This is a genomic window from Pseudoalteromonas sp. 78C3, assembly GCF_002836695.1.
In the GTDB taxonomy this organism is placed as follows: Bacteria; Pseudomonadota; Gammaproteobacteria; order Enterobacterales; family Alteromonadaceae; genus Pseudoalteromonas; species Pseudoalteromonas arctica.
The window spans coordinates 1-13402 of record NZ_PJAV01000081.1; the positions used below are offsets into that span (position 1 = coordinate 1).

The 13402-nt window shown below is 38.1% G+C and carries 11 protein-coding genes; 9 read left to right on the forward strand and 2 right to left on the reverse strand.

Annotated features, from left to right (window positions below; genetic code table 11):
• Positions 1–613 precede the first annotated feature (613 nt).
• The 5 genes from CXF76_RS01640 to CXF76_RS01660 all read left to right on the forward strand — a co-directional run bounded on the left by CXF76_RS01640 (position 614) and on the right by CXF76_RS01660 (position 6730).
• Positions 614–1993, forward strand: a complete 1380-nt coding sequence (locus CXF76_RS01640; protein ID WP_024591018.1) for an MATE family efflux transporter — start codon at positions 614–616, stop codon at positions 1991–1993.
• Entirely contained in the window at positions 1990–3984 is a 1995-nt protein-coding gene (gene uvrB, locus CXF76_RS01645) for an excinuclease ABC subunit UvrB (protein ID WP_007583893.1), read from the forward strand. Before CXF76_RS01640 ends, uvrB begins: the two co-directional genes overlap by 4 nt.
• 2 nt (positions 3985–3986) lie before the next feature.
• Positions 3987–4925, forward strand: coding sequence for a class I SAM-dependent methyltransferase (locus CXF76_RS01650; protein ID WP_101162894.1), 939 nt, complete (start codon positions 3987–3989; stop codon positions 4923–4925).
• A complete protein-coding gene (locus tag CXF76_RS01655) occupies positions 4926–5606 on the forward strand; it encodes a tRNA (adenine(22)-N(1))-methyltransferase (protein ID WP_101162895.1) in 681 nt (226 codons plus the stop codon).
• A 101-nt stretch (positions 5607–5707) separates the two neighbouring features.
• A complete protein-coding gene (locus CXF76_RS01660) occupies positions 5708–6730 on the forward strand; it encodes a hypothetical protein (RefSeq protein ID WP_101162896.1) in 1023 nt (340 codons plus the stop codon).
• 4 nt (positions 6731–6734) lie between these two features.
• Here CXF76_RS01660 and CXF76_RS01665 read toward each other — a convergent pair whose 3' ends face one another.
• Positions 6735–6977: a hypothetical protein gene (locus CXF76_RS01665; protein ID WP_010553668.1), complete on the reverse strand. Its 243-nt coding sequence runs from the start codon at positions 6975–6977 to the stop codon at positions 6735–6737.
• Positions 6978–7445: 468 nt separating this feature from the next.
• Between CXF76_RS01665 and CXF76_RS01670 the strand changes: the two genes are divergently transcribed.
• Entirely contained in the window at positions 7446–7895 is a 450-nt protein-coding gene (locus CXF76_RS01670; protein ID WP_101162897.1) for a methyltransferase family protein, read from the forward strand.
• Between the two features lie 94 nt (positions 7896–7989).
• Here the strand turns inward: CXF76_RS01670 and queC are convergent, their stop codons facing one another.
• Positions 7990–8646 carry a 7-cyano-7-deazaguanine synthase QueC gene (gene queC / locus CXF76_RS01675; RefSeq protein ID WP_002960416.1) on the reverse strand — a complete coding sequence of 219 codons (657 nt, stop codon included), beginning with the start codon at positions 8644–8646 and terminating at the stop codon, positions 7990–7992.
• Between the two features lie 145 nt (positions 8647–8791).
• Between queC and queE the strand changes: the two genes are divergently transcribed.
• From queE to CXF76_RS01690, 3 genes are all read left to right on the forward strand, one after another.
• Positions 8792–9457, forward strand: a complete 666-nt coding sequence (gene queE / locus CXF76_RS01680) for a 7-carboxy-7-deazaguanine synthase QueE (RefSeq protein WP_024591014.1) — start codon at positions 8792–8794, stop codon at positions 9455–9457.
• A gap of 226 nt (positions 9458–9683) precedes the next feature.
• Complete coding sequence (locus tag CXF76_RS01685; RefSeq protein ID WP_101162898.1) at positions 9684–10427, forward strand: class I SAM-dependent DNA methyltransferase; 744 nt, start codon at positions 9684–9686, stop codon at positions 10425–10427.
• 363 nt (positions 10428–10790) lie between these two features.
• Positions 10791–12980, forward strand: a complete 2190-nt coding sequence (locus CXF76_RS01690) for an AAA family ATPase (protein ID WP_024592362.1) — start codon at positions 10791–10793, stop codon at positions 12978–12980.
• Positions 12981–13402 lie beyond the last annotated feature (422 nt).

Sequence of the window (13402 nt, forward strand, 5' to 3'; positions counted from 1 at the left end):
TTGTATTAAACGTTTTTTTATACCTAACGTACAACTATGTTAAGAAGAAAAATTGGTGAGCTACAGTTTTTAGCGTGAGTTTATAAAAATGCCACAATTAACAAATGGTCAATTGGTTGGATATCACCGAAAATGGAGGCTCTCTCAAAGCCTTTATAAATGCGGGTTTGAATGAGTTATCCACGGTTTCTGTGGATAACTCTGTTTATGAAACTTTAAGAACATCATCGGCACCAATGGTTTAGGGTGCTACAACGATTTCAAGCTTTTAAATCACTATTTTTAATTCAATATAAAACAATGGGTTATGATTTGATGCTGAATGTATGCAACTCGATGAGGGAATTTTTTCGTAACGATAAACCAAGCAGTACCTTTGTGTAAAAAAGCATCATATATCACTGGGTGTTTGTAATAAAAGTTATAAAAATGTGTTTTAATTGGTTTTTGGTGTGTTTAGGCTCTATTTTAACAAAAAGAAGCAAAAACTAAGTTTTACTATTTTTTCGAATCTTTACTTCTTTAATTACTTCAATTGTAGTGATAAATCCGTGGCTTGAACTGCCTTGATGCTTTAAAATGATTCGTTCAGTAAAAGAGGCCTATTTATTTCATGCGCGCAATTTCAAAATCCCAGACTCGCCCAGATTTACTAAACGATCCCATCTTGCCCACATTAAAGACGATGACCATCCCGATGATATTCGGCATGATCACGCTAATGATGTTCAATATTGTCGATACATTTTTTATAAGCTTATTAGGCACTGAGCCGCTTGCAGCAGTGAGCTTTACATTTCCGGTTACCTTTACCGTTATTAGCTTAGCAATAGGGCTGGGGATCGGTACATCGGCGGTAATAGCAAAAGCGCTCGGTAGTAATAAAATAGATGAAGCGCGTTTTGACGCCAGTATTTCTTTAATGGTTGGTGTGGTTCTGGTTATTGTGTTGTCATCTGTTGGGTATTTACTGATTGACCCCATATTTACTTTGCTAGGAGCGGGCGCACAAGTATTGCCGTTAATACACGAATACATGAATATATGGTTTATTGGTAGTGTATTTTTAATAACTCCAATGATTGGTAACTCGGTACTGCGCGCCAGTGGCGATACAAAAACGCCAAGTATAGTAATGGGTGGAGCAGGGCTGATAAACGCCGTACTTGACCCTATACTGATATTTGGTTTTGGGCCAGTACCAGCGTTAGGTATTCAAGGCGCTGCCATAGCAAGCGTTATTGCATGGTCGGTTGCTGTGGTTATTATTTTATATATATTAGCTGTTAAAAAGCGCTTGTTGAGCCTAAAAGCAGGCAAGCAAACAGTGACGGGCGCTATTCGTAAAATATTAAAAATTGGTTTGCCTGCTGCCGGCGCAAACATGCTTACACCCGTTGCAATGGCCGTAATGACCGCTATGGTTGCGCATCACGGGCCAGAGGCCGTAGCTGCATTTGGAGTGGGAAGTAGAATAGAATCTATTGCAAGTATATTAGTGCTTGCGCTATCGATGACATTACCGCCATTTGTTAGCCAAAACTTTGGCGCTGGCAAATTATGCCGCGTTAAAGAAGCGTATACCGGCACACTAAAATTTGTAATGGTATGGCAATTTGCCATTTACGTATTACTCATTGCATTTTCAGGTGTTATAAGCCAATTATTTGGTAAAGAACAAGCCGTAATAGATGTAATTAAACTCTTTATTTATACCATCCCGCTAAGCTATGGCTTACAAGGGGTGATCATATTATCAAACTCATCGTTTAATGCTTTACACAAACCAATGTACGCATTGGTATTAAGTGTCATTCGGTTATTCATATTTTATGTACCATTTGCTTATGTAGGCAACGAAATAGCCGGATTATTAGGGCTATTTATTGGCGCTGCTTTAGGTAACTTATTTACAGCAATAGTGGCATACAAATGGTTTATGAAAAAACTAGAAGCGCTGAGCGGCGAATCGTTACAGGAGTGCAATAATTGAGCGACCATTTTCAGTTAAAATCACATTTTAAACCAGCAGGCGATCAGCCCACAGCGATTAAGCAGCTATGCGAAGGATTAGAAGCAGGCCTTGCACACCAAACTTTATTAGGTGCCACCGGTACAGGTAAAACCTTTACCATGGCTAATATTATTAACGATTTAAACCGTCCAACAATAATAATGGCGCACAATAAAACGCTTGCCGCGCAGCTATACGGGGAAATGAAAGAGTTTTTCCCTAAAAATGCGGTTGAGTATTTTGTATCGTATTACGATTACTACCAGCCAGAAGCCTATGTTGTATCTAGCGACACATTTATTGAAAAAGATGCCTCGATAAACGAGCATATAGAACAAATGCGTTTAAGTGCGACCAAAGCACTGCTTGAGCGTCGCGACACTATTATTGTGGCGTCGGTATCGGCTATTTATGGTTTGGGCGACCCTAAATCATACATGAAAATGATGCTACTTTTAAAAGTGGGCGAAAAAGTAGACCAACGCGACATGCTGCGTCGCCTAGCTGAAATACAATACACCCGCAACGATATAGATTTTAGCCGTGGTACATATCGTGTTCGTGGTGAAGTGGTCGACATATTTCCTGCAGAATCTAGCACCTTCGCAATTCGCGTAGAAATGTTTGATGACGAAATAGAGCGCTTGAGTATTTTTGACCCGCTTACCGGCGCTGTCGAAAAGCATATAATACGCACCACTATCTATCCAAAAACACACTATGTTACCCCGCGTGAAAAAATACTCGGTGCTATCGATAAAATACAAGAAGAACTAAAAGATCGAAGAGCCCAGTTACTCAGTGCTAATAAATTAGTAGAAGAGCAACGCGTAACACAGCGTACGCAATACGATATAGAAATGATGCGGGAGCTAGGTTATTGCTCTGGTATAGAAAACTACAGCCGCTATTTATCGGGCCGTACGCCGGGCGATCCGCCACCCACATTACTTGATTATCTCCCAGACGACGCATTGATGATTATTGATGAATCGCACGTAACCGTATCGCAAATTGGCGCAATGTATAAAGGCGACAGAAGCCGTAAAGAAAACTTAGTTGAGTATGGCTTCAGAATGCCCTCAGCAATGGACAACAGGCCGCTGCGCTTTGAAGAATTTGAAGCTATTTCACCACAAACAATTTATGTATCGGCAACGCCTGGCGATTTTGAGTTAGACCGTTGTGTGGGCGCAATCGCAGAGCAAGTAATTCGCCCAACTGGCTTGCTCGATCCACTTATTGAAGTGCGCCCAGTGGGCGATCAGGTTGATGACTTACTTTCAGAAATTTATAAAAGTGTAGAGAAGGGCGAACGCGTACTTGTAACCACTTTGACCAAACGTATGTCTGAGGATTTAACCGATTACTTAAGTGAGCACGACGTAAAAGTGCGTTACTTACATTCAGACATAGACACGGTTGAACGGGTTGAAATTATTCGTGATTTACGTGCGGGTGTGTTTGATGTGTTAGTGGGCATTAACTTACTTCGAGAAGGTCTGGATATGCCAGAAGTGGCGTTAGTAGCCATACTTGATGCAGACAAAGAAGGCTTTTTACGCTCAGCGCGTTCAATCATTCAAACCATTGGTCGTGCTGCACGTCACTTAGATGGCCGCGCTATTTTGTACGGTGATAAAATTACAAAATCGATGGCTAAGGCCATGGACGAAACAGCGCGCAGACGCGAAATTCAGCATGCTTATAATATAGAACACGGTATTGAACCGCATTCACTAGCCAAAAAAATTCTTGATGCGATGGATGTAGGCGAAGAAGCCGGCCCTAAAGATAACCTTAGACTTGTTCGTAAAGACTCTAAAAAGGTACTTAGCGCGAAAGAAATTACAGTGCAAATCAAGCAGCTTGAAACCAAAATGCATGCATACGCAAGCGATCTAGAATTTGAAAAAGCGGGCTCTGTTCGCGATGAAATACATGAACTACAACAACAGTTGATTAATTAAAAATGACAGCAAACTTTACTCCTCTTATTACTGCGCTTGAAGATGCGCCAATTTTAAAAAATGAACTGTGCCGTGTTTTTCATGGCCGTGGCCATAGTGTTGAGGCGTTAAGTCATATTAATTTAGACTTTTATCCGCCTAGTTTGTTTTTGGTTTCGTACGACGAAATTGACGAGCAAACACTAAGCGAGCTTACCGATGTTGTGTGGCAGTGGGCACAAAAAAACCAGCCAGAGCTTATTAGCTCACTTGTGTATCAGCAGCGCGCTGGTGTACAAAGCCAAAACACTGTGGTTTATGGGCAATTACCTAACCCGCATGTTGTAACTGAAAACGGCATTCGTTTTTTGGTTGATTTACAGAGCCGTCAAAATACCGGAATATTTCCCGATATGCGCAGCGGCCGTGAGTTTGTAATGGCTAATAGTAAGCATGGCAAAGTGCTTAATTTGTTTTCGTATACGTGTGGGTTTTCGCTTGCAGCAATGCAAGGCGGGGCAGATCATGTAATGAACATGGATATGAGCAAAGGTGTGCTAAAAGTCGGCAAGCAAAACCATCAATTAAATGGTTTTGAGCGTGGCGTAAGTTTTTTACCTCACGATATTTTAAAGTCGTTTGGAAAACTAAAAAAAGCAGCCCCGTTTGACTTAATAATAGTTGATCCGCCAAGCTTTCAAAAAGGCAGCTTTATTTTAACTAAAGACTATCAAAAAGTGCTGCGCAGGTTGCCAGAGCTACTTTGCGATACTACACAATTGTTATTATGTGCTAATAGCCCAGAGCTTAGCGAAGACGCGTTTAAAGCGTTAATAAACGAGCACACCCAAGGCGCAATTGAATTTGTTGAGCGCCTAGCCCCTACCGAGCGTTTTATTGAAGTAGACAGCGACAGAAGCTTAAAAGCACTTATCTACAAAACGTCACAATCTGCTGATTAAATGAAGCTCAGCAAACGCCTAACTGCCATTGATACATTAATTTCGCAGCATCACGATATTATTTGGGATTGCTGCTGCGACCATGGTTATTTAGGTATGGCGCTATTAAAACGCGCAGCTGCAAACCAGGTTATTTTTGTAGATATAGTCGCCACTTTAATGAACGATCTAGAAGCGCAATTATCATCTATTAATAAATTACAAAAAACCTGTAATAAAAATCCGCAGTGGCAGGTCTTATGTCAGGATGTAGGCAAAATTGAAATTGCTCAAAGTAAAAGCCAAGTAGTTGTAATAGCAGGTGTTGGCGGTGAGCTGTTGTTAAGTTTAATACAACAAATTATTGCTAATAATGCAGTGGAGCATTTGAATAATGTTCGTTTTATTTTGTGCCCAGTGCATCACACTTATAAGTTGCGAGTCGGTTTAAAGCAATTAGGTTTAGGGCTTGTAAGTGAGCAAATAGTTTACGACAACAAGCGTTTTTATGAAGTGATTGAAGTGAGCTTTAGTAACAATAATGAGATTAGTCACACCGGTAATAAAATGTGGGATTTTAGTAGTGCAGAGCACGCTATGTACCAGCGGCAACTCATAAATCATTATAATAAAATGCTCAATAAAGATAAGCCATACTATCAAAAAGTTATAACAGACTATCAAGAACTCACCGATAGTTAAAAAAGCCCGAAAGTAGGGCGTACATGTGATCTAATTACGACATTGACGACGTAATGTGTTCATAGTTTATATCGCACAACGCGAGTTTATTTGGTTTATTTATGTCAGATAACAAGAGTCACATTAATCATTTGCTTAGCAATGAGCAAAAATGGCAACACAGCTACGAGCAACCTATTTCTTATGCACCCCTTGTGCAATTGGCTAATAGTAGCTGGGTAGTGCCACAACATTTTTTACGTTACAAGCACACGCTTGAAAGCGTAAACGAAGTGCTTGATAGTATAGAATTCTCGGCTCATTTTAGAGTGCTTGCTGCACAAAAAGGTGAAGAAATTTACCTGCAGGTAGCAGTACTGAGCCCAGATAACTATCAAAAAAGTGCATCTGCAAATGAAGGTAAAGCCAAAAAGCTATTATTTGGCAGACGCTGGATAGTAGAGGAAAACTTACCTACTTCAGAACTTATCCAAACTGCATTTTTAGCGTTAAAAGTAGCGCGTGAACATGAAGTAAGAGAGCTTTTTCAGTTAATGCAAAGCGGTGCAACAAGTACGCCATTTAATAACCATCACGACTTACCGGTAATGGCGCAAAACCCTGAACTTGTTAAAAGTGAAAGTGCTGAAAACCGTGTTGATGAAGTGCTTAAACGTATTGTATTTGCAGGAAAAAGTATTGAACTTAAGAGCCAGCAGCAAATAGCCGAGCAACATTTATATACTGTTGAGCTGTTGTGTGAAGATTGCCAACTTAGCGAGTTTAATAAAAAAACAATCGCGTTTTTAACAGCAGATCCATCCGCTAATAGCTTTTTACACGCCTTAATTACAGCATTAGTAGCCACAAGCGATGATTACGTAAACGAGCAATTTAAGTACAAAGGTTTTGCCCGCTTTAGTAAGCACGTTGTGGTTGAACAAATAGGTAACTTAAGTATCGCTATGCGCTCGCCAAGTACTGTAGGGCTTTGCTCTATGGGTAAGCAACATGCTAACCAGTTAAATTTTGAGATAGACAGCGGGCGAGCACCACAGGGCTGCGGGCAAGCTATTGGTGGGTTTTTAGCTGCTCATGGCATTGAGCAGCCAGAAAATGCGCATTTATATCCTAATTACTTATAACAACTTAAAGTTTATTAATTTCATCTTTAACGTTAAAGCTTGAATCAGTAACAATAGCCTCAAGTGTTTGTACACGCTCTTTTAATGCAAGCACTTGTGCGTTTGTTTCAGCTAGTTGTTTATGGGCATCGCTGTTGTTGTTTTGCATTTTATGCTTAAACTCAAGATGCTTTTTATACATATCGTAAACTACTCCTGAGCCAACCGAAATTAGCACAATAAGTACAATCATCGTAGTTCCAGACATAACCTCATTCCTTATCATTTTATTATTCGTTTATGGTTAAAGTATAACCTTTAAGCGCTTTTGATAAAGCTGACAATTGTAACTTAATTTGTATACTTTATTTAATTCAGCTTTAAGCGTGTTCATCATTTATACACTTAAGATATTGTTTAATGGCTAGGGCGTGTTAATCTTTGTGGATTGAAATTTGTTCAATCTAGGGGCGATTAAATCGCGGCGCGAGGTTTGTAACCTAGTGGGCTAAGTAAAAACCGAGCAACAAAGAGTTAATCGTCCCTAGAAAGAACCCAAAGGGCAGCGCATGTTTGGTCTTTATGCTGCGTTATCACCTATTTATGGGGGATAGCCACACTACATAGGCTCTGCCTTGCCTAAAAACCAAACATACTGCTGCAAATTCAATCACCAAAGAATAACACGCCCTAATCTCCATATAATAAACATAATTAGCCAATACAGTGAGTTGCCATGTTAAATAATAAAATTCCACCGGTTATCGTTGTGCTGTTTTTTGCAGGCATAATGGCGCTTATTGCGCATTACAGTGTTATTGATTTCACCGTCTTTATTACCTACTTAGCAGCAAGTTTGGTCATTATTGGGTGTGTTTTTTGTATTGCAGGGGTAGCGAGCTTTAAAATAGCAAACACCACAGTAAACCCAAATAAACCTGAGCAAGCATCAAAACTTATTACGAGCGGCATTTATAAAATTTCACGTAACCCAATGTATGTGGGTTTTGCATTTATTTTAGCAGGGTGGGGTGTTTGGTTAAGTTCCTTGTGGGCGCTTTTATGTATTATCGGGTTTATTGCCTATTTAACGTTTTTTCAAATAATACCCGAGGAGCGTGCGCTCACTAAATTATTTGGTGAAGAGTTTACCGCCTATAAAGCGCGCGTAAAACGCTGGCTGTAATCAATACCATTGACTTAAAACCTGACAAACAAAAAAGGCTATCGATGATAGCCTTTTTTTGTTTGCAGCAATTGTATTACTAATTAATTGCGGCTTATTCGTATTCTAACGGGTCTGTAATGTTATTTAGTGCAAATGCTTCAAGGCGTTCTTGGCACGCGCCACATTTACCACAGGCCTTTTCACGGCCGTTATAACAGGTCCACGTTTGGCTGTAATCTAAACCCATTTCAATACCGTCGGTTAAAATACCAATTTTAGTATTATTTAAATACGGGCTAAAAATTTCTACCGCGTCGTAGTTAGCAATACGACACACATCATCCATTTTTTGCACAAATTCAGGACGGCAATCAGGGTAAATAGCATGATCCCCAGAATGAGCGCCGTAATAAACTTGGCTAGCTTTAAGTGATACCGCGTAACCAACAGCAAGCGAGAGCAAAATCATATTACGATTAGGTACAATCGTACTTTTCATGCTTTCTTCTTCGTAATGGCCTTCAGGTACGTCAATATCATCAGTAAGTGATGAGCCACCAATAAGTTGGTTAATCGCCGAAATATCAACAATTTTATGTGGAACGTTTAATTTTTCACACACACTTGCCGCTACTTTAAGCTCTTTTACATGACGCTGACCATAGTCAAATGAAAGGGCATATACATCATGGCCTTGTTGCAGGGCTTTATTTAATACGGTAAATGAGTCCATACCGCCGGAATAAATAACAACTACTTTTTGCGTCATATCTGTTTTGCTCTTAGTTTTAATAGAGGTTTATATCAGGGCGCGATATACTACACGGCCGCAGCTTAAATAACAATTTTTGCACAGCGCTTTTTGGTTTTTTAATAGTAGCAATTTGGCTGCTAGGTAGTAAGTGAGATCTCTTTTGTACAAAATTAATGAAGTGTTTGAAACCATTCAAGGTGAAGCTAGCTTTACTGGCACACCCTCAATATTTTTACGTCTGCAAGGCTGCCCAGTAGGCTGCTCTTGGTGCGACACCAAGCAAACGTGGGATGTTGATAATGTATATAAAGTATCGCTGGATGAAACCGTAGAAAAAAAAGCCGACTCAGATCATTGGGCTAACGCCAGTGCAGAGCAAATTTTAGCGCTGTTTCAATCACGTGGTTATACCGCAAAGCATGTTGTAATTACTGGCGGCGAGCCATGCATGTTTGATTTAAATCCAGTCTGTAACTTATTACACGAACACGGTTTTAGCACACAAATAGAAACCAGCGGCACGTTTGAAATACTCGCCCCAGAGCAAACATGGGTAACGGTATCGCCAAAAATCAATATGCGCGGCGGCTATGAAGTACTTACCAGTGCAATGAAGCGTGCCAACGAAATTAAACACCCCGTTGCCATGCAAAAGCACGTAGAAGAGCTAGAAGAATTATTTGCTAAAACAGGCGTTAATCCTAAGCTTGTTTATTTGCAGCCAATTAGCCAAAAAGTATCAGCAACCAAATTAGCAATCGACACCTGTATTGCCAAAAACTGGCGCCTATCAATACAAGTACATAAGTATTTAGGAATTAGTTAAAGCCAGCTTAAAGTTATATTACGTATGTTGGGTAGAGCGAAGCTAAACCCAACAAACCTCTACTTCCGCACCATTTTCTAATAACGTTTTATAATATTTAAATACGTGGATTGGATAAGCGAAGCACCACCCGACAACTCTAAAGCTCATATCTTCTTCGCTAATAGCCATAACTAGTTTACTATGCGCGACTTAAAAATATTCTACTACTTACCACTAGGCTTATATGTCCGCAAATGCGCTTTACACCGACCTTTCTGATTACTACGACTTAATGTGTGCAGATATTAATTATCAAGCCCAAAGCAATTCTATTCACAGGCTGCACCAAATTTTTGGTAATGGCGCAAACACCCATCTCGATTTAGCCTGTGGCACCGGCCCGCATGTACGCCACTTTATTGATAACGGTTATAAAAGTAGTGGGCTTGACTTAAACCAGCCAATGCTAGATAAAGCAAAAGTTCGTTGTCCAGAAGCGCAATTTTCATTGCAAAACATGAGTGAATTTAAGGTAACCGAGCACTTGGATTTGATTACCTGCTTTTTGTATTCAATCCACTACTGCGACGGCATTAATAAGCTAAAAGAATGCCTTGCCAGCGTACACAGCGCATTAAATGTGGGTGGGATATTTTGTTTTAACACGGTTGATAAAAACAAAATCGACAGCGATTCATTTGTAGAGCACACAGCAACAAGCGAAAATAGCTTCTTCACATTTCGCTCTGGTTGGCATTACAGTGGCACTGGCAGCAAACAGTTATTAAAACTCAGCATAGAAAAAACCACCGCAGATAAAACACTCGTATGGCACGACGAGCACCCAATGGTCGCTTTTAGTTATACCGAGCTTAAAGAAGCCCTAAAGCCGTACTTCGAAATCCATATATTTGAACATGACTACGACAAAATAACCCCATGGGCAGAGCGCTCAGGCAACGCCATTTTTGTCTGCGTAAAAATTTAAGGCGAACATTCATCAAGAAGAGATAAAAGTTTGGGTAGAGCGCAGCGAAACCCAACGAGCTCCAACGAACCTCCAATACCCACACCCAATAACCCCGCATTATATATTTGAAAACGTAGGTCGGATAAGCGAAGCGCCATCCGACACAGTAAATTTTATCCCAAAGTAATAACCTTTAGCCCAATTATTTTATTAATAACTTCTTCTATCTATTGTGGTTGAGATTTACTTGAGCGAATATCTAGAGACTCAACTAAATTGAGTAGTGAGATCTTTTAAAGTGAATACCAGTATAAAATTACAAAATATTGATATATTTATTAGAAAATGATTATTTATTGTATTTAAGGCTAAGGAAAGCAAATGAAAACCCTATCTATAAATCTCGAAAATTGTTACGGAATAGAGCAACTAAACGAAACACTTAGCTTTGAAGGTGTAAATGCGAATCTGATATATGCACCAAATGGAGTGATGAAAACCTCATTAGCAAAAACTTTTTTAAAAATATCGGAAGGAAAAGTACCAGAAGAATTAGTTTATGAAAAAACTCCTTTCTTCGAGATAAAATCAGATGGTACGAATATTAATGCTGAAAATATATTGGTAGTTGAGCCATTTAGCCCTAGTTTTGATTCGAAAAATTTATCAACCTTATTAGTGAACCAAGAAATGAAAACGGTTTATGATAAAGTCTATAAAGATATATTAGATGCGAAAAAAAGGTTAATTACTGAATTAAATAAAGTATCAAAAGTAAAAAAAGAAGAATTAGAAAGTACAATAAAAAGCGACCTAGGTCTCCCCGACCTATTTGAATCTATAAGGTTTCTCCAATTAGCTAATATAGGAAATGACTCGTACTCGAAACTGCCATATACAAAGATATTTGACCCAAAAGTTACAGAATTATTGTCAGATGAGACTATTAAATCAGGTATTGCTGATTATACAGACAGATATAACGACTTGATCGAAAGATCACCTATATTTAAGAAAAATGGTTTTAATCCAGTTAAAGCTAGCACCATAATTAGTTCATTGAAAAAAGAAAAATTCTTTGAAGCTGAACACAAAGTGTTGCTTAATGGAAATGGGGAGCCTCTAAATTCTCTTGCAGAATTAGAGGTAGCAATCGAACATGAAAAAGAAACTATTTTAGGTGATGGTAATTTAAAAGTTATATCACAAAAAATTATTCAAGGTGTTGCTCCTGTAAAGGCATTTCAAGAATTACTAGAAGATTGCCCTGAGATTTCAACTGAATTAAATGATATTCAAAATTTCAAAAAAATAATTTGGTGTTCATACTATATTGAAAAAAAAGTACTTTTCGATAATTTATTAGCCTTATTTGATGCAGGTAAATCAGAGTTGGCGGCAATAGAGGCTGAAGCTGAAATTGAGAAAACTCTTTGGCACGAGGCTACAGAGGTATTTAAAGAAAGGTTTCATGTTAACTTTTCAATAAGTATTGAAAACCAATCTAATGCCATACTTGGAACTATTGCACCAAATATAGTATTCACTTTTCAAAAAGGTAGTGATCAGCCAGTTAAATTTGATCGAGGGCAGCTCAATTCACTAAATTTTTTATCTGTAGGTGAGCGACGAGCAATGTATTTGCTTTACGTTATATTTGAATTCAAAGCTAGGGAAGCTAAAGAGCAAAATACTTTAATTATAATAGATGATATTGCAGATTCCTTTGATTATAAAAATAAATACGCAATCATCGAATATCTAAAAGAACTATCTGAAAATAGCCTTTTTAATCTATTAGTATTAACACATAATTTTGATTTTTATAGAACATTCCAAAGTAGAGTCTTAGGTAATGGGAGTAAAAGAAAGCATTCTTTTATAGCTCAAAAAAATGATAATACAGTCAATTTAATAGGTGGCGGTGATAATTTTATTACCGAACCATTTGATTACTGGAAAAAGCATTTTGGCGAAATACCTCAAATTATTATTGCAATGATTCCTTTTGTTCGTAATTTGGTCGAATATAGAAGCGGAAATAAATGCAACGATTATTTAGATTTGACGTCTTTACTTCATATAAAATCTAATACAAAAGAATTTAAGCTTGGCGACCTAGAAGTCATGATATCCAATACAATGAATGAGCTACAGCTTTCAGAGAATATAGATAAAGCGATGCCTGTTATTGACTTTATTTATACAACTGCTGATAGAGTTATTCAAACTCTAATCGATAGTGTGGATGAAATTCGATTAGAAAACAAAGTTGCCTTATCAATAGCTATAAGATTAAAAGCTGAAGAATTTATGTTAGATCACATTATTGATACTACGCCAATTAACGGTATGCAAACAGCTAAACTATATGATCGTTTATCGAAAGAAAATATTGATAAAGGTGAGACTTTTAAAAATATTAGAAAAACGCTTAGCCAAGTTGTACTAATGACTCCAGAAAATATACATATGAATTCTTTTATGTATGAGCCACTAATGGATATGTCCAATCATCACTTGATCTCATTGTATCAAACAATTAAAGAACTTACGTGGGACGGTCTTTAGTTTTAAATTTTAGTCGTTTCAAGCAGCAAGTTAATTTACTGCCTTTATACACTAAAGGTTTAGGCGGTAAATTATTATTTTATATAACCCTGAATACCAGACTCTCCAGTAATAACTCCGTCTATTTAATTACTTTTCTCATCAATTTCTTTCCCGCAATTATAACAATCGTTAGTGGGAAGCTTATAACTAGAAATAGAGCGCATTACTTGGTTTTTCTTACAGGCAGGGCAGGCGTAATTAATTACAGAGATTATAAGCGCAATAGCGAAAACGAAACTACCGATATAAAACGGGTTTGAGTAAAATTGCATACTTGGCTCTGAAAAATTAAAACCGATAATACAGATGATTAATGCAGTTAAATAAAGTTTAAATTTTAGGCTTTTATTCAAGGTTTAAATATCCAATTGGCAAGGTGC

Bases quoted from the DNA above. Each gene is read 5' to 3' on its own strand.
- CXF76_RS01640 (WP_024591018.1), top strand. From the start codon at position 614: ATGCGCGCAATTTCAAAATCCCAGACTCGCCCAGATTTACTAAACGAT.
- CXF76_RS01650 (WP_101162894.1), top strand. From the start codon at position 3,987: ATGACAGCAAACTTTACTCCTCTTATTACTGCGCTTGAAGATGCGCCA.
- CXF76_RS01655 (WP_101162895.1), top strand. From the start codon at position 4,926: ATGAAGCTCAGCAAACGCCTAACTGCCATTGATACATTAATTTCGCAG.
- CXF76_RS01660 (WP_101162896.1), top strand. From the start codon at position 5,708: ATGTCAGATAACAAGAGTCACATTAATCATTTGCTTAGCAATGAGCAA.
- CXF76_RS01665 (WP_010553668.1), bottom strand. From the start codon at position 6,977: ATGTCTGGAACTACGATGATTGTACTTATTGTGCTAATTTCGGTTGGC.
- CXF76_RS01670 (WP_101162897.1), top strand. From the start codon at position 7,446: ATGTTAAATAATAAAATTCCACCGGTTATCGTTGTGCTGTTTTTTGCA.
- queC (WP_002960416.1), bottom strand. From the start codon at position 8,646: ATGACGCAAAAAGTAGTTGTTATTTATTCCGGCGGTATGGACTCATTT.
- CXF76_RS01685 (WP_101162898.1), top strand. From the start codon at position 9,684: ATGTCCGCAAATGCGCTTTACACCGACCTTTCTGATTACTACGACTTA.
- CXF76_RS01690 (WP_024592362.1), top strand. From the start codon at position 10,791: ATGAAAACCCTATCTATAAATCTCGAAAATTGTTACGGAATAGAGCAA.